This window comes from Mesorhizobium sp. M0923, assembly GCF_040319365.1.
Lineage (GTDB): Bacteria > Pseudomonadota > Alphaproteobacteria > Rhizobiales > Rhizobiaceae > Mesorhizobium.
Map to the genome: position 1 here is coordinate 33,472 of NZ_JAMYNW010000031.1, position 15,871 is coordinate 49,342.

General features: G+C 61.8%; 12 protein-coding genes and 1 pseudogene. 5 read left to right on the forward strand and 8 right to left on the reverse strand.

Features of this window, described 5'->3' with window-relative positions; translation table 11 throughout:
* Window positions 1-6: 6 nt before the first annotated feature.
* The 3 genes and pseudogenes from NKH89_RS32535 to NKH89_RS32545 all read left to right on the forward strand — a co-directional run bounded on the left by NKH89_RS32535 (window position 7) and on the right by NKH89_RS32545 (window position 4,430).
* Window positions 7-884: pseudogene (locus NKH89_RS32535) on the forward strand (TniB family NTP-binding protein).
* A 5-nt stretch (window positions 885-889) separates the two neighbouring features.
* On the forward strand, window positions 890-1,957 hold the full coding sequence (locus NKH89_RS32540) for a TniQ family protein (RefSeq protein ID WP_023722827.1): 1,068 nt from the start codon (window positions 890-892) through the stop codon (window positions 1,955-1,957).
* 154 nt (window positions 1,958-2,111) lie between these two features.
* Window positions 2,112-4,430: a TOTE conflict system archaeo-eukaryotic primase domain-containing protein gene (locus NKH89_RS32545; RefSeq protein ID WP_352549423.1), complete on the forward strand. Its 2,319-nt coding sequence runs from the start codon at window positions 2,112-2,114 to the stop codon at window positions 4,428-4,430.
* An 82-nt stretch (window positions 4,431-4,512) separates the two neighbouring features.
* Here NKH89_RS32545 and NKH89_RS32550 read toward each other — a convergent pair whose 3' ends face one another.
* Genes NKH89_RS32550 through NKH89_RS32560 form a run of 3 tightly spaced genes read right to left on the reverse strand, consistent with a single transcriptional unit; the run spans window position 4,513 to window position 7,987 of the window.
* Window positions 4,513-6,330 carry an SWIM zinc finger family protein gene (locus NKH89_RS32550; protein ID WP_023722825.1) on the reverse strand — a complete coding sequence of 606 codons (1,818 nt, stop codon included), beginning with the start codon at window positions 6,328-6,330 and terminating at the stop codon, window positions 4,513-4,515.
* Window positions 6,327-7,028 (reverse strand): SMC-Scp complex subunit ScpB, encoded by a 702-nt coding sequence (gene scpB / locus NKH89_RS32555; RefSeq protein ID WP_352911384.1) that lies wholly within the window; start codon window positions 7,026-7,028, stop codon window positions 6,327-6,329. Before scpB ends, NKH89_RS32550 begins: the two co-directional genes overlap by 4 nt.
* 2 nt (window positions 7,029-7,030) lie before the next feature.
* Complete coding sequence (locus NKH89_RS32560; RefSeq protein ID WP_352468045.1) at window positions 7,031-7,987, reverse strand: DUF1403 family protein; 957 nt, start codon at window positions 7,985-7,987, stop codon at window positions 7,031-7,033.
* 126 nt (window positions 7,988-8,113) lie between these two features.
* On the opposite strand from NKH89_RS32560, the gene NKH89_RS32565 reads away from it, so the two are divergent.
* A complete protein-coding gene (locus NKH89_RS32565) occupies window positions 8,114-9,229 on the forward strand; it encodes a tyrosine-type recombinase/integrase (RefSeq protein ID WP_023723132.1) in 1,116 nt (371 codons plus the stop codon).
* A 38-nt stretch (window positions 9,230-9,267) separates the two neighbouring features.
* On the opposite strand, the gene NKH89_RS32570 is transcribed toward NKH89_RS32565, so the two are convergent.
* Together NKH89_RS32570 and NKH89_RS32575 are read right to left on the reverse strand one after the other, a co-directional pair.
* Entirely contained in the window at window positions 9,268-9,960 is a 693-nt protein-coding gene (locus NKH89_RS32570; RefSeq protein WP_023723131.1) for a nucleotidyl transferase AbiEii/AbiGii toxin family protein, read from the reverse strand.
* Window positions 9,960-10,223, reverse strand: a complete 264-nt coding sequence (locus NKH89_RS32575; RefSeq protein WP_084643174.1) for a hypothetical protein — start codon at window positions 10,221-10,223, stop codon at window positions 9,960-9,962. The genes NKH89_RS32570 and NKH89_RS32575 overlap by 1 nt, the downstream gene beginning before the upstream one ends.
* 612 nt (window positions 10,224-10,835) lie before the next feature.
* Here NKH89_RS32575 and NKH89_RS32580 point away from each other — a divergent pair.
* On the forward strand, window positions 10,836-11,768 hold the full coding sequence (locus NKH89_RS32580) for a recombinase family protein (RefSeq protein WP_031195486.1): 933 nt from the start codon (window positions 10,836-10,838) through the stop codon (window positions 11,766-11,768).
* 301 nt (window positions 11,769-12,069) lie between these two features.
* On the opposite strand, the gene repC is transcribed toward NKH89_RS32580, so the two are convergent.
* The 3 genes from repC to repA all read right to left on the reverse strand — a co-directional run bounded on the left by repC (window position 12,070) and on the right by repA (window position 15,781).
* Complete coding sequence (repC, locus tag NKH89_RS32585; protein ID WP_023723128.1) at window positions 12,070-13,413, reverse strand: plasmid replication protein RepC; 1,344 nt, start codon at window positions 13,411-13,413, stop codon at window positions 12,070-12,072.
* A 155-nt stretch (window positions 13,414-13,568) separates the two neighbouring features.
* The gene (gene repB, locus NKH89_RS32590; RefSeq protein WP_031195483.1) at window positions 13,569-14,603 is read right to left on the reverse strand and encodes a plasmid partitioning protein RepB; all 1,035 of its coding nucleotides are present in this window, start codon (window positions 14,601-14,603) and stop codon (window positions 13,569-13,571) included.
* Window positions 14,600-15,781: a plasmid partitioning protein RepA gene (repA, locus tag NKH89_RS32595; protein WP_023749471.1), complete on the reverse strand. Its 1,182-nt coding sequence runs from the start codon at window positions 15,779-15,781 to the stop codon at window positions 14,600-14,602. Before repA ends, repB begins: the two co-directional genes overlap by 4 nt.
* Window positions 15,782-15,871 lie beyond the last annotated feature (90 nt).

Consider the following 15,871-nt stretch of genomic DNA (forward strand, 5'->3'; position numbering starts at 1 on the left):
GCGTGAATGGCCGATCATCTTCTCGACCATGTACGGCCCTATCTCGATGGAAACATCGAGGAGCGGATCGCCTTCATCCGCTCGCCGCGCTGGATCGGCCATCACGCGGCGCTGGACGCTCATGAGCGGTTGGCCGACTTGCTTTCCCGTCCGGCTGCACTGCGCACCGGCGGCCTGATGCTGATTGGTCCTTACGCCAACGGCAAGACGATGGTCGCCGAGCGATTCGCAATCGAGCATTTGAGGATGTCTCCGACGCAACGGGTCTGGATCGTGCAAACCCACGAGGGCGCGGGGCTTGCCCATTTCTATGCCAGCGTCCTTCAGGCGCTGAAAGCGCCGATCGGCAACGTCCGCAATGTGGTCGGAAGGCTGCGCAACTCGATCACTTGCTCGCCAGCCTCGCGCCCCGAATCCTGATCTTCGACGAATTCCACAACGCGTTACGCGGCCGCACCCGCGACGTCGAGGCGATCTTCGCCTTCCTGCGTCGGCTTGGCCGGATTCACGACATCTCGCCGGTGCTGATCGGTGAGGTCGCCGTCTATGACTTTATCAATGCGACCGATGAAATGGCGAGCCGGTTCGAGCTGTGCGCGGTCCCGCGGTGGCGCTATGGCGAAGAATATCTGGCGCTCCTCGACAGTCTCGAGGCGGCCCTGCCGCTCGCCAAAAGCTCCGACCTGTCGGAGGAAGAGATGGCGCGCAAGATCTTTTCGCTCTCGGAGGGCCTGATCGGCGAGGTCGTCGCCATCCTCACCAAGGCGGCGGCGGTCGCCGTCCGATCCGGCGCCGAGTGCATCTCGATGGCGATGATCGATCGGTTAGGCCACATTCCACTCTCGGCCCGTCGTCAGGCGCCGGTGCGCGAAGCCCTGCTATAGCGGCTATGACCGGCACGGCCGAGTTCGCGATCGAAGTGCAGTCGCACTACCGGGAGATTCATTCCGACCGCTGGCCAGTCGTGGTCGTGCCGCAAGCGGATGAGCTGCTATCGAGCTGGCTCAATCGCCTGGCGTTCGCCAATGGCATCGCACCGCGCCATTTTGCCGACGTTTTCGGGATAGACGGCGGCATGTGGTCGGCGCGGCTCGATCTTGCGCTGCCGGATGGCGCGGCGCGCCTGCTTCATCACTATTCCGGAGTTGCGCGAGACACTTTGGCTGCAATGACCCTTGCGCAGGATGAGCGCACGCGCCTCCTGCTACCACTGCGCCAGACCGGCCACCGAGGGCGCTCGACCTGGCTGCAATTCTGCCCTCAGTGCCTCACCTCCGATTTGGCGCCTTACTTCCGCCGGCGGTGGCGGATGGCGAGCAGTATCTCCTGCCCGATGCACGGCTGCGGGCTGCGTGACCGGTGTCCGTCTTGCGGCAGCGGCACTGCAGCATTTAATCAATCGGGCCTTATTCCGCAGCATCATTGCGCCACTTGCCATTTCGACCTGAGAACAGCCGCGAAAGTCAGCGTGAAAGCGGCAACGCGGCGTTTCGAGCGCTGCCTTCATGACATGCTCCGCATGGAGGCCGCCAAGGGCTTTCTCGCAAAGAGTTCGCTGATCGCGCGACTCCTCAGCCTTCCGACGGCCGTTGATCCCGGCTCGGCCAGGACGCTGATCAACCTATCTTCAGCCGCGCGCATCCGCTGTTTCGACCAAATAGCAGAAGAATGTCACGATCATCTGACGGCCGGGACGGAGGCTTTCGAAATCATCTTCTGGCGTCAGCGCATTCTCGCCGCCGGTAGCCTTGCTGCAGCCTTGCAACCGCTCTGCCAGTGGATGCGCAAGCGTGTCATGATCGAGGACGAAGCTCCCCAAAGGACGATTGATATCCAGGGCGTCGATCTTTCTGCCCTGATTGGCGCTTATCGACGTGTTAGAGAACGGCAGTTAGGTGGTCATGGTACCAGAGCATATCGGCCTGTTGGAGGCCGAGCTGACATATCTGGCGTTTGATTGACAGACAGTGGTTCAGGCTGTGTCGAAATGCGATTTTGAAAGAGACGATGAGATTGACCGTATCCGTGCCCGCCTGGAATCGCTGGCTGCGGAGCGACGAGCCCTTGAAGCAAGACTTGTCGAGCTTGATCAGCCACAGGCACTGCTCCCCTTGGCGGACCTGTCCGCGCCTTTCGCCGAAGCCGCGCCGGTCACCAATGCGTCAACGGCGGTAGACAAAATTGCTCTGTTCCGCCGCCTATTTGCTGGCCGATCGGACGTGCATCCGGTCCGCTGGGAAAACAGGAAGGCGGGGCGGTCGGGCTATGCGCCGGCCTGCGCCAATGAGTGGGTGAAGGGAATCTGCGGCAAGCCGCGGGTAAAATGTGGCGAATGTCCACGTCAGGCCTTCATTCCGGTCTCCGACGACGTAATTGAAAACCATCTGCGTGGCGCGACCGGGTCGCGACGCGGCTCCGAGAACTTCGTTGCCGGGGTCTACCCGCTGCTGCTCGACGAAACCTGCTGGTTCCTGGCGGCTGATTTCGACGGCGAGAGTTGGTCCGCGGATGCAATCGCCATGATGGAAACTTGCGATGCCAAGGGCATTGATTCCGCGCTCGAGCGGTCGCGGTCCGGCAATGGCGGGCATCTCTGGATTTTCTTCTCCGAACCGATCCCGGCGCGCACCGCGCGACAGCTCGGCTCCCTCCTCGTGACCGAGACCATGGAGCGACGCCCGGAAATCGGCGTTGCTTCTTACGACCGCTTCTTTCCAAGCCAGGACACCATGCCTATTGGCGGATTCGGGAACCTCATCGCCCTTCCGCTGCAGCGGCGCGCGCGGGAACAGGGCAACAGCGTCTTTGTCGATCGAGATCTGCGTCCCTATGCCGACCAGTGGGCGTTCCTGTCGTCATTGCCGCTTCTGCCCGCCGACGCGGTGAGCCGCTTGGTAGACGAGGCGGAGATGCGGGGCCGCGTGCTCGGCGTGCGATTGCCGGTCGAGGACGAAGCAGCGGATGAGCCCTGGCGGATGACGCCTTCCAGGCGTGCTCCGATCGTAGTCACCGAGCCGCTGCCAGACCGAATCAAGATCGTGCTCGCGGATCAGGCCTATGTCGAACGCACCGGCCTGCCCGCCACCATGGTGGCGCGGCTCATTCGGTTGGCTGCTTTCCAGAATCCGGAGTTCTATCGCGCCCAGGCCATGCGCCTGTCGACCTTCGGCAAACCCCGGATCATTTCCTGCGCGGAGGTGCATCCGAGTCATGTCGGCCTGCCGCGCGGCTGTCTGGACGAGGTGATCGGCCTGATCCGGAATCACGGCGGTGACGTCGACCTGGAGGATCGCCGGGAATCGGGAGCTTCGCTTCCCGAAGGCACACGGTTTCTCGGCGCGCTGAGGGGCAGGCAGGTCGAAGCCAATGAAGCGCTGGCGGCGCGCGACTTTGGCGTGCTAGCTGCCGCCACGGCATTCGGCAAGACGGTCGTCACCGCGGCACTGATCGCGCAGCGCGCCCGCAACACGCTGATCCTCGTGCACCGCCGAGAACTGCTCGCCCAGTGGGTCGAACGTCTGAAAGCCTTCCTCGCAATTGACCCGCAGCATATCGGCGTCATTGGCGGCGGGCGCCGCAAACCGACAGGCATTATCGACATCGCGCTTATCCAGAGCCTTGTCCGGCGCGGCGAAGTTTCGGATCTGGTGGCCGACTACGGCCATCTCGTCGTAGACGAGTGCCATCATCTGTCCGCAGCAAGCTTCGAGCTGGTGGCGCGGCGCGCCAAGGCGAAATACGTCCTCGGCCTGTCGGCGACTGTCGCGCGCAAGGACGGGCACCATCCGATCATCTTCATGCAATGCGGACCGGTCCGGTATCGCGCGAGTGCGCGCCACCAGGCAATCGAAAGCACATTGAGCCACCGTGTCCTGGAACGATCGACCACATTCCAGCTTCCGCTTTCCCTTGCGAACATGGAACGCCCCTCGATGCCAGCAATCTATGCCGCGCTTGCTGTGGACGAGCCCCGCAACGATCTGATCTTCGACGACGTGCTGAAGGCGCTGGAAGCGGGGCGGTCGCCGGTCGTGCTGACCGAACGGCGGGATCATCTCGAACGCTTGCAGGCGCGATTTGCCAAGTTTGCTCGCAATCTCGTGGTCCTGCGCGGCGGCATGAAGGCTGCGGACCGCAATGCGGCCGAGGCTGCCCTTCGCGTATCGGACGATCAGGAACGGCTCATTCTGGCGACAGGCCGCTATCTCGGAGAAGGCTTTGACGACCATCGGCTCGACACGCTGTTCCTGACCATGCCGATCTCGTGGAAGGGGACGCTCGCCCAGTATGTCGGGCGCCTGCATCGCGAACATCAGGGCAAGTCCGACGTTCTCGTCTATGATTATGTCGACGGGGCCGTGCAGGTTCTGGCGCGTATGGCCGCGAAGCGGCGGACCGGATATCGGACCCTTGGCTACCGTCTGGAATAGCGTCGGTCAGGGTCTATCGACGATGTTGCCGCGTTCGTGCGACGATATGGCGGTTTGGCTCTCCAAGGCCGTCCGGCCATGCCTATGCGCCCGGGCGCAACGCTTGGAGCAGCGGCTTGAGCTTGTGCTTGCGCCGGTGTTTTTCGATAAGCTTGTCGATTCTTTCGATCCAGTCGTCGAACCGGCCCGCCGCATCATAGGCGAGCACCGCCTTTTCCAGCCACTGCGCCGCCAGTTCGTAGAATCCGGCCTGGCCCGAATCCATGACGTTGACGGCCATGCGCTCGCAGACATCGATGACCCAGTCGGGATGGCTGGCGTGCGCCGCCTCGGCGAGGCGCATAAGAACCGTATTGGACGGATTGCGCAAAACGTTCTCGACGTCGACGGACCGCACCGCCTCGTCGATCCTGCCTTCGTTCAGGAAAATCTCGGTCCGGTCGTGAGCGTGTTTCGCCGCCGCCAGCTTCGCGAGAAGGCGGGCGCGCATCGCCGTCCATTCCGGTCCGGCCAGGGTCTCGGCCGCCCGAAAATCATCGAGCGACAGACTGTGCTCGAAAGCGGCGCCCGCCGCCGTCAATGCGGGTTCTCTCCTGGCCAGCGCGGCGGCGCAATCGCGCAGCCAGCGCGCGAGACCGACAATCCCATAGGAGCGGTCCTCTTCCGCCTTCAGCGTCAGACCCCATTCGGCCAGTTCCAGCGCCTCGTCGATCTGTCCCGCCTCCTTCAAGACCTGTGAGAGCAGCAGAACCTCTTCGGCGGAGCGAAACTGTTTCCGGGCATAAGCGGCAGCTTCCGCGACACGTGCCAGCCGCACGAGCATCGCGGCATGATCGCCATGCCGTCCCGCCGCTCTGGCGAGGTTGAGAAATTCCTCCGCCCGCCCGCCGATATCGAGCACCCGCAGCCGGGCTTCCGTCAGCCGCTCCATGATCCAGTCGCCCAGGCCCGAGAGCGGCCAGGTTCGTCCCCGGCCGGCCATCACGTCCGCAAGACCGATCTCATCCCAGCCCTGTTCGAGCGCATCGATCGCGACCTGCAGATGGTCGTCGAGGCCGTAGCCGTCGAGTTCGCCCTGCCAGACATCGAGCCGCGCCATCAGGTCGTCGCGTTCGCCAGGTGCGAGATCGCTCATCAGGACCGCCTCGGCGATCAGTTGGCCGAGCACGGGAAAAAACTCGTGCAGCGTTTCGTCCCAGTCGGCCTGTTCGAGCCATGCGGGCACCAGGGCCTCGGTGACCGGCTCCAAAATGGCGAGGGCGTTGCGACCGTCACCCGCCTCGAGGAAAGGCCTCGCCTTGTCGATCAGCGCCGCGACGCCGTCCTCGTCGATCGCGGGGACATCGTCGCTCCAGCCGCGTCTTCGGGAATTGCGCCCCGACAGCAGCGCCTCAGCCTGCCGTCTGATCGGTTTCGGATCGACGGCGGTGCGACGCGCACCCGCCAAAAATCCGTCCGGCGCGCCGACGGCCAGTTCCGCCTCGAGCCAGAGCACCAAGCCCGGATCCTCCTCGGCCCGGCTGATCAGCAGCGCCGCCAGCGCCGCCCGATCGAGGTCCCGGAGCATGTCCGCGAGCGGAAGCCTTTCCACGACCTCGCCCGGCTTGGCAACAAACTTCAGGAGCACGGCGACGACATGCTTGCAGGCGCCGCCCCAGTCGTAGGGGCAGGAGCAGCGTGTCTCGATCACGCCGCGCGTGTCGGCGACGCCGCCATCGCGGAGCCTGACCGACACGACGTAAGGCGCGAATTCGCTGCCTTCGACCTGCGCGGTCAGGACATCGCCGCGGCGCACGAGTTCGGAAACAGCCCCGCTGCGAAAGTAGCTTTTGCCGCGCGCGAAGGATTCCTCGGTGGCGAGGGCACGGATCGTGTCTTCCCCGAATGGCGGTGGCGTCATGGCAGCCCCTGCTCCTCCGCCTCTGCGTCTTCGCTGACAATGCCGAGCGCGCCGGACAAGTCGGCGAGCAGTTTTGCCTTGTCGAGCAGGCCGGCGTCCTCGAGCTTCTCCATGTCGGGGAGATCGCGCAGCGTCTCGAAGCTGAAGTGGGACAGGAAGGTCTTCGTCGTCACATAGGTGTAGGGCGCCCCCGGCTGCGGCGCGCGCGGTCCGGAAGCAATGAAGCCGGCGCCGCGCAGATTGCCAATGAGGTCGCGGCTGATCTCGCGGCCGAAAAAACCGGACAGCTCGGCGCGGGTGATCGGCTGGAAATACGCCACCGTCATCAGCACCAGCGCTTCCGATTGCGACAGGTCGACGGTCTGTTCGCTGACGCCCGAAGCGGCGCGGATAGCGTCTGAAAAAGCCGGCCGGGTGCGGTGCTGCCAGCCGTCGGCGACCGCCACTAGATCGTAGGGTCGGCCGCGCAGTTCGGCGCGGATGTCGTCGATCAGAAGATCGAGATTGCAGTCGCGGCCCACCATCCGCGCAAGAACCTCCCGCGACACCGGCTGGTGGGAAGCGAAAATGACGGCCTCGACCCGCCCCATCCTTTCACGCCACCGAACCTCCGGCGGCAGGTGGTCGAGATCTCGGTCAAGCAACAGTCGTTGCCCATCCCCATTTCCTCGGCGAGCCTTCGTCGGACGCGCCGCCATCATCACAGCCCGTAGATGCGAAAGGTGGCGCGGCCGGACAGTTCGCGCACCGCGCCGAGACCGGTCAGCCGCTCGAACAGGCGCCGCGCGCCCCATCGCGACAGATGGGGCGTCTGCAGCGAGCCGGGCACGGCGTCCTCGTCGAGAAGCAACCTGATCGCCTCCCCCGCCCCTTTCGCCCTGAGCTTGGGCGCCGCCGCGGCAAGCCGGGCGGCGTTCCGGGCGATGTCGGCGGCCAGCCGGCAGGCCTCCACCGAGGCTTGCGCGACCGCGAGGCAGACCGCCCGCTCGAACTTTTGCTCCCCCGGCCGTATTTTTGCGCCTCGTGCGCCCTCGGTGCGAAAGGCTGACGAATGCACCTGCGCCATCAGGAGCGGCACCGGCCGCGGCCAGCGCAATCTTTGCGCCAGCGACAGGTCGGCGAGCCACCAGCCCAAAAACGCCGCCTCCGGCCGCGCGGCGTGGACGTGCCCGGCGATGGCGGCGGCCATGAACGGCGCCGGCGGCGCGGACCGCAGCAGATCGTCCATGCGTTCGGGGATGGTCGCCAGCGCGCCATCCCAGCGGACCCCGAGCAAGTCGCAGATTCCGCGCAGGCCGTCGGCGTCGACCGCCGGCGAGCGTGAGGCCAGTCGTTTCCATGCCACAAAAATGGCGCCGGAGGGGCCGGGATCGTCGCCTGGGCTGCGCAGATGCCAGGCGTCGCGCAGCGCCGCCTCGTCCTCGGCGCGGCCGGCGAGGCGCACGGCGGCCGCGGCGCATTTCAACGCCTGGCGCTGGCGCCAGGCGCCGGCCCAGGGCGGTGCCGCGCGCACCAGAGTGTCGAGCGCATGCAACGCCGCGCCGGCCATGAACGCCGCCTCCGCATCGCTTGTCACCGACCCGCGCTGGGTCGCCCAGCCGGGCACGGTGGGCGGCTCGCAGGTCGATGCAATCGGCGACATGGCGGGACGAATCATGGCGTGGACGATAACGCCATCGTGCGCTTTTCGCTAGCGATCCGGTGCAAAGCGCACAGCCTGTCGCAACGCTTTTATGTCCGATAAGCTTGCCTTATCGGACGTATTCTGATAGCCTCCCAAATCATGCAAAATCCCCCGGAAAACAGGGCCATAACCGACGAACCGACCCACGACGATTTGCCCGACATCGTCGACCTTGTGCTGGAAATGGGCTCCTCACCCCCCGCCTCGCGGGCGCCGGCGCGTCTGGAAGCCCTCGTCGAGACCGCGACGGCCTACGCCAAGGCGGCCAGCTCCGACAACACGAGAGACGCTTACGCCAAGGATTGGCGGCATTTCACCAGCTGGTGCCGCCGGGAGGGATTCGATCCGATGCCGCCGTCGAGCCAGGTCATCGGCCTCTATATTGGCGCCTGCGCCGCCGGGGATCCGAGACGCGGCCTCCCCCCACTTTCTGTCGCGACGATCGAGCGGCGCCTCTCCGGTCTTGCCTGGAACTTTACCCAGCGCGGCGTGCCAATGGATCGCGCCGATCGGCATATTGCCACCGTGCTCGCCGGCATTCGCCGCAAGCACGCAAAGCCACCGCGGCAAAAAGAGGCCGTGCTCGGCGACGATCTCATCGCCATGATCGCGACGCTCGGCCATGATCTGCGCGGCCTGCGCGACCGCGCTATTTTGCTGCTTGGCTTCGCCGGCGGGCTGCGGCGCTCGGAAATCGTCGGCCTCGACGTCGCGCGCGACGACCATCTCGATGGCAACCACAGCGACGGCGCCGGCTGGATCGAGATTTTTCCTGACCAGGGCGTCCTGGTGACGCTGCGCGGCAAGACCGGCTGGCGCGAGGTCGAGGTCGGCCGCGGCGCCTCCGACCAGACCTGCCCCGTCGCTGCCCTCGAGAGCTGGATCCGCTTCGGCCGCATCGCGAGAGGCCCGCTCTTCCGGCGCATCTTCAAGGACAACAAGACCGTCGACGTCGAGCGGCTCTCCGACAAGCATGTCGCGCGCCTGGTCAAGCAGACCGCACTCGCCGCCGGCGTCCGCTCGGATCTTCCGGAAGGGGAACGGAAACTGCTGTTCTCAGGACATTCGCTGCGCGCCGGCCTTGCCTCCTCGGCCGACATCGAGGAGCGTTACGTCCAGAAGCAGCTTGGCCACGCCTCGGCCGAGATGACGCGCAAATATCAGCGGCGGCGGGATCGGTTCCGCGTCAATCTCACCAAGGCGTCTGGGCTCTGAAAGCCCCTCCCCCGCTTGAAGCCGGCTGCCGGCGTTGGTCAGGATGATGTCGCTGGCGACAGCACCTCTTCGAGCAGGGCTGTTGCAGTGGCAAGGCTATCAGCAGCCATCTCCTCGTAGTCTGGCATGATCATGAGCTGTGCAATCGTCCGTCTGACGAACTCCGGATTCAGCTCTGCAAGCCGCTCCCTTGTTCGAGCGACACGATCCGGAAATGCCCGGAGGGCTCCGACAACGCCGGCTCGATGCGATCGCGCGGCGGCTGCGATATCGAAGATGTCCCGCGGTCTGGGCTCCGCGCCTCGGTAATAAACCTTCTTGGCAATGATCTCGGGAATGGTCTCAAGCCATACCGAACGACCTTCTACCTCTCGCTTTTCGAAAGGTGTCCCGGTCAAGGCCCCGGCCACGATGAAGTCAATCTCGCCCAAGCCCTCGAACGCGAATTTCTGAAACCTCGTCCCGTCGCCGTCATATGCGGCAGGACCCGTGCTGAAGCTCAGTTGGCTCTTGGATGGGTCAATGAAGCCGAGTAGCTGAGGGTCGTCGAGGAAGATATCGACGTCGTGGCTTTCGCGATGGTTGATGTGGATCATCATCGCCGTGCCGCCGCCAAACGACCATTCGAATTCAAAACCTCCGGCCTTCTCCCGGAGCTGGTCGATCAGATCGGCAGCAATGGCGAAAAGCCGCCGCCATTCGGACGGACGACGGCTATGGACCTCGATCATCAGGCAGCGAGTTGATAGCTCTCGCCGGACCAGGCAGAGAAATGGGCCGCGAAAGCCTTCAGATCATCAACCGCTATCTGGTGCGCGGCGGCGAACTCCATCTGCTGCTCGACCGGTACTTCTCCAAGGAAGGCACTGACCTGCCCAGGATACTGCTTCGCCAGATCTAGATCCGAAAGACAATGAGCCAGCGCCACCCCGTCGAGCTGTTCGCTGTAGGGCGCGTTCACTGTCGTCAGAACCAAGGCCAGATGCTCACTCATAGTCATGCAAAATAGTCAATTCGTGGATGGGGCACAAGCTGCGAGACTCGGGCACTGCAAATGGCTCGCGAGACTCACAATCGTCCTTCCGTCGACCACAGTGACGCCTGAGCGGCCATGCGCGCGTAAACGGACGAGCTACAGACGCGCGCGGGATCGAGCGGCATTCGGCCAGCTGCGAACTGATCTTCGGAAGCACGACTCCGGCACGTCTCGCCCTTACGAAGCCGCAGGGCGAGATCGGCGGTGGCGCGATCGGTTCCGCGTCGACCTCACCAAAGGCTCTGAAGGTCCCCTCCCCGCGCTTGAAGCCGTAAGGTGTAAACGGCGGTACTGAACTTCAGCTTACGACTTCAATTGAAATCGGGAAATAAAAGCGACAGTCACAGGCGATATCTTCGGCAAGAAAGCTCACTATCGATAATGACCTCATATCGGGACTGTACAGCACCACGCCCTGGGGCGGTCAGGAGGCTAGAAATGGTTGATTTTCAGCCTCATCGAAGCCGTAGGAGCTACCCAAAGGGCCACTAGAGACGTTTACAAACGATCGTTTGTTGATATCTTCGGTGTTTGTACAAACGCCCTTTCCTAAGCTGAGAGACGCCGCAAATGGCCCGTGAAGCGCAAGATCGACGCTCCGGACGACCACAGGGCCGACAAATCGGGTACGCGCGCGTGTCGACGGACGAACAAGCGACGGAAGCGCAGGAAATTGAGCTGCGGTCGGCTGGCTGCGACGTGGTCGTTCAGGAACATGGATCCGGGGCGTCAAGAGCTCGCCCTGCCCTACTGCGGTTGATGAGCGATATCGGCGCCGGCGATGTCCTGGTCGTGGTGCGCCTCGATCGCCTCGCGCGCTCGGTAAGCCATCTCCTTCAGGTGATCGAGGATCTGACTGAGAAGGGCGCGCATTTCCGATCTCTCCGAGATCCGATCGACACGTCGACGCCACAGGGCATGTTTTCGCTACAGGTACTCGGCGCCGTTGCCCAACTCGAGCGTGCGCTGATTTCAGAGCGGACCAAGGCCGGCATTATCGCTGCACGATCGAAGGGGCGGCTGCCAGGCAATCCTGGTATCCGGGAGCGCAGGCCCGAAGCCCTGGCGAAGATGACAGCGGTACAAAAGGCAGCCTATGGCCGACGGCTACAATCAACGATGAACCAGTGGCTTCCGACGGTCCGCCGGATGCGACCCGACCACAACTGGGACGACATCGTTCGGGTCTTGAAGCAGCGCGGCCTCGACTGGACGCCTGAACGACTGCGGCGGGCAGTGAGGTGGCTCGTCACAGAGCACCTGGCCGACTCCACACTGCTAAAGCGGGCGTCTCCTCTGTCTCCCGAAGATCGCCTGATGACTCTCGTGGCAGGGATTTCGCAGTCTAACCCAAACCTGTCGCTCCGCGACATCGCTGGCCAGCTCGAGCGTCTGCATGAGCGAACCCCACGAGGAAGCGCAAAATGGTCTGCCTCCTCAGTCAAGAACCTGCTCGATCGAGCCCGACGGCTTGGACTCGTCGCCGAACTACCTGCGAACTGACCGCCATCCCGCTGCAGAACAGTCCTCAGTTTACGGTCTGTGGCTGACGCTCAACGTTCCCGAGCCGCTTGTACGCGGCCCAGGCATCAGCTGGAACGGCGCTGCCGGCCCGCGCCAGCCAAGCCGCACGATCGGATTCGGTAAGCGAATTCCACCACACCATCCCGGCGGTTTCATCGGGCGTCGGTTGCGGGTCATGTTCTTTTCTCATACCTTCGATGCTCGCATAAGACGCTCGTCCCGACAAGCGCCGCAGCGACCCGCCCAAGCTCATAAAGCGGATCGAAACCCGCCCACCTCATCATGATCCGCGCCCCGGCTTGTCGAGGCTGCGGCGCAACGCATTGCTGATTTCCAGCCGGGATTCGGTGCGCACGACCTTGCCCGCCATCTCCAAATCGACGGCAGCGGCTTCAGCTCCGGTTCCGGTCATTTTCGACGCGTCAAGCTTGGCCCGCAACAAGGCCATCACCATCGGCCAGACCGAGAACTTTCCGACCTTTGCTCGATCTGTCAGGCTGCGCAAATAGCCGCCGGCGCTGTTGATCTGGTCCTGCCGCTGGTAGATCGCGGCAATGGAAATTGCCGCCTGCTGCTCACCCATTGCCGTTCGCGCTTCCTCCCAGGCGCTCGGGCTGACGCCCATGGACGGTCGGGCAACCTCGGCCGCGGCCAGAAATTCACGCCAGTTGCGGATTCCGCCGCCGCCCTTCACCAGCCAAAGCATGTTCGGGCAGGCATCCAGCACGATCCCTAGCGGCAGTTCGCGTTTCGGTAGGCTCCGTACGTTGTCGGTGTCCGCAACGTTTCCGCCCGCTTCATCTTTATTTCCTGAGCCGCTTTCAGATTCAAATTTAGAGTCTGGTTTTGAATTCTGTATGTGGCGCCCATTTTGGGACTCATTGGCGTCCACTTTCTGTGTTTTTACAAATGATTCCAATGCTTCACGCACTTCAGCCCAAAGGCCTTCAAGTTCTTCGGCAATCACCTCGAGAGTCTGCCTAGGTGCAGTGCGTGGTATCTGACCAACAATCGCCTGGTAGGCCTGCTGGACCCTGCCCCAGTTCGCCGGAACGCCTTCCTCAATCCCCGCGTCGATCATCTTGACGATGTCACGGCGGCATATGGTTAGCCGCTCCTTAACGAGACGAAAGGCCTTCTTCTCAGATCTGACCGCTTCCGCAAGATCCTTGAACTCCTCAGCGCGCGCCACGATCGGCGAGATGTCAAAGCCATAGGCTTGCTCGATCTCGCCCGCCTGCCCTTTCCGGGCGAAGCGCTTGCCGTTTGGGCTGTCCCGACGGATGATCAATCCACACTCGACCAGAACGGCCAGGTGTCGCCGTAAGGTCGTTGGGGGCATGCCATTGGCGCGGCGGATCAGCTGCTCGTTGGATGGCCATACAACCAGTTCACTGTCGCCATAAAGTGCCGTGTCCGGATGGAACGACAACAGCGCGTCGAGAATAGCCAAAGCGCGATCAGTGGCGCCCAGAGCGATCCTGGCATCCTTGATATCTTGGAAGACATGCCATTTGTGGACGATCGCGTCCTTCGGCACGGCCCTTGCGGTGACTTGGCTTGAAATCATGCCAAGCGTCATCGGCCGCCGCCCAAAGGGCGTCGTCGCAATATTCGTCTCCATTTTCTTTCACCCTCGATTAGGCAAAAGAAACCTGCTCGCCAAAACGACGCCAATGACTCTTGACAGTGATTCGTGGAGATGCGATTCTCAGAGTGCTTAGTTCAGAGAGAGGCTTCCACGGCTTGCCGTTCGGGGGCCTTTTTCTTTTGCGGTTTTCAGACTCCTTGTTTCGTGATGGACTTCCGAAAGGCCTCAAACAGGTCGTCCAGTTGTCCGGCGATAAACGCTGCGAAACGCGATCCTTCAGCCTCTCCCACCGCAATCATGGTAGTTTTTCCGTTGTCTTTGAGGCTGACGCTGACTGTTTTGTCTGGAGCAGCCCAGGATTTCATAGCAATCTTGGGCTTTGATGGCTTGGCCGGACCCGCAGGTTCTTTGATCGCATTATGATCCGATGGAAGCGTCTCAAGCAGAATAATGAATCTGTCGTCGGACGTTGCCTCGCGGAATTTGTTTTTGCGAATAAGATCGAAAGCTTTTGCGGGTGAGCCGTCTATGGAATAGCGGTTCGAGAATTCCTGCCATCGTCCTCGACCAATCCCGGGAGCTTTACCAATCGATTGCAGTATCTCCTTGTCGACCGATGAGGCGATTTTGATCATCTCGGAGACATGCGATTTTCCTGTCGACAGCGAAGCGCAGATGGTGTCCCGTTTGTATCCCGCTTCCTGCTGCGCAAGCGCAAAAGCGCACTTCTCAATGTATGAAAGATCCTCTCGAGCGGTGTTTTCTTCGCCTTGGAAAATGACTGCTTGTTCATCAGTTAACTCGCGGACGGCCGCTTTGAATCCGATCCCAAGCTGCTTAGCTGCCGCTAATCTTCTGCGACCATAGACGATTTGAAACTCGCCATCCTTGCCTTGTACTGGCCGAACCAGTCCAGGCACAATCTGACCGCGCTCCCGCATGGATTCAGTGATCTCAGCAATGGCGGAAATCTCGTAGGCGTCATCATATCGATCGGTAATAGACGACGGCCGTATTTTGTCGGGATCGAGTTCAATGATCTGTTCGCCTGACTTCAGTAACTTGTCGGCGATATCGCTACGCTCTTGCATTTGGCGAACACCAGCCGCCACCTTCATCAGGTGCGGCGATGACGTGCGGCGGCTGACGCCCTCCTCCGAATTGTCCTCCCCGAGTTGCCCCAAAACAGCAGCAAACATGCCCTTAGAATCTTTACGGCTCACTGTTCACGCCTCCATGCCATTGTGATGAGGCTTTCTATTTCCGCGTTCGCGGCATTGATCGATTCGATTGCACGATCATAAGTTTTAGGTGCCGAAAACCTCGATCGTTGCACTTCATAGAGGCTCTGCTTCCAAGTGAGAGCGTCCGCAACCGCAGTGGATTTGGAGACTGAATTCAGAAGTAAATCCTCGCCAAACACTTGGCGCATTAGGGCCTGCATGTTGGCTTGCGGGTGGTCGTTGGCCTCAAACTTTGTGATGAGGAATTTGGCGAAATCCCAACGTGCGCCTGCACCAGCCTCATCCAGGATTTGCATATAAGATGCGGCCAGCTCCAAAAACTTCCCTGTGGAGTCGACATCGAGCATGTGCGCTGGAACTGGGATTAGGACTCCGGTAGCGGCAGTGAGCGACGAAAGTGTCAGGAAATTGAGTGACGGCGCACAGTCGAGAAGGACGATGTCGTAGTTATCGACGATCTGTTCGAGCGCCTGTGACACTCGAAGCAGAAAACTGGTTCCACCGCTCTTGCGCATCTCAAGGGTGACGGCCGTCTCGAATTCTGTCAGCTCAAGACCGGCGCAGATGACGTCGAATCCGATGATATGCGTCTGATGAATAATCTTTTCCGTTGGCACCGGATCATCAAACCGAATCGCTGAGTAAAGGGTGTCACCTTCTCGGTAGTCAAATCCGGGTAACGCTCCTTGCAGACTTGTCAACGACGCCTGGGGATCCATGTCGACTGCGAGAACGCGATATCCACGTAGTGCCAACCAATGACCCAAGTGAATAGTGGTCGCTGTCTTGGACGATCCACCTTTGAAGTTCGTGATCGCGATGATCTGGCAATCCTCGCCTTTAACACGACGAGGATTGATCCATTTCTTCCGTGCCTTTTCCGCCAGGTGCATCCGAAGGTCCAGCACCTGCTCCACAGAATATAAGCGCTTTCCGGTGGTCGTTGTCTCTGGCTCAGGCCCCTGCCCTTTTAAGGAGACCTGCCGTATGTAAGCTTCAGTCACTCCTAGCAATGCTGCCACTTCCGTCGAAGTGAATTTGCGCATCGTACGAATCGCATCTGGAGGATACTGAGCCAGCGAAAGATTGTTGAGTGCCTTCTCGAGTTTCGTCGAAAAGGTATTCATGAACTGAAGGCTACTTAGATGCCGCGTCACCCAGATTCTCCTCTTGCACCCAGCGCCTATTGATAGCGACTGTGGTTAACAAGCTGTTAACGCCACGCCAACTACGCCAACTTTTCGAAT

Bases quoted from the DNA above. Each gene is read 5' to 3' on its own strand.
- NKH89_RS32540 (WP_023722827.1), top strand. From the start codon at position 890: ATGACCGGCACGGCCGAGTTCGCGATCGAAGTGCAGTCGCACTACCGG.
- NKH89_RS32550 (WP_023722825.1), bottom strand. From the start codon at position 6,330: ATGACGCCACCGCCATTCGGGGAAGACACGATCCGTGCCCTCGCCACC.
- scpB (WP_352911384.1), bottom strand. From the start codon at position 7,028: ATGGCGGCGCGTCCGACGAAGGCTCGCCGAGGAAATGGGGATGGGCAA.
- NKH89_RS32560 (WP_352468045.1), bottom strand. From the start codon at position 7,987: ATGATTCGTCCCGCCATGTCGCCGATTGCATCGACCTGCGAGCCGCCC.
- NKH89_RS32565 (WP_023723132.1), top strand. From the start codon at position 8,114: ATGCAAAATCCCCCGGAAAACAGGGCCATAACCGACGAACCGACCCAC.
- NKH89_RS32570 (WP_023723131.1), bottom strand. From the start codon at position 9,960: ATGATCGAGGTCCATAGCCGTCGTCCGTCCGAATGGCGGCGGCTTTTC.
- NKH89_RS32575 (WP_084643174.1), bottom strand. From the start codon at position 10,223: ATGAGTGAGCATCTGGCCTTGGTTCTGACGACAGTGAACGCGCCCTAC.
- NKH89_RS32580 (WP_031195486.1), top strand. From the start codon at position 10,836: ATGGCCCGTGAAGCGCAAGATCGACGCTCCGGACGACCACAGGGCCGA.
- repC (WP_023723128.1), bottom strand. From the start codon at position 13,413: ATGGAGACGAATATTGCGACGACGCCCTTTGGGCGGCGGCCGATGACG.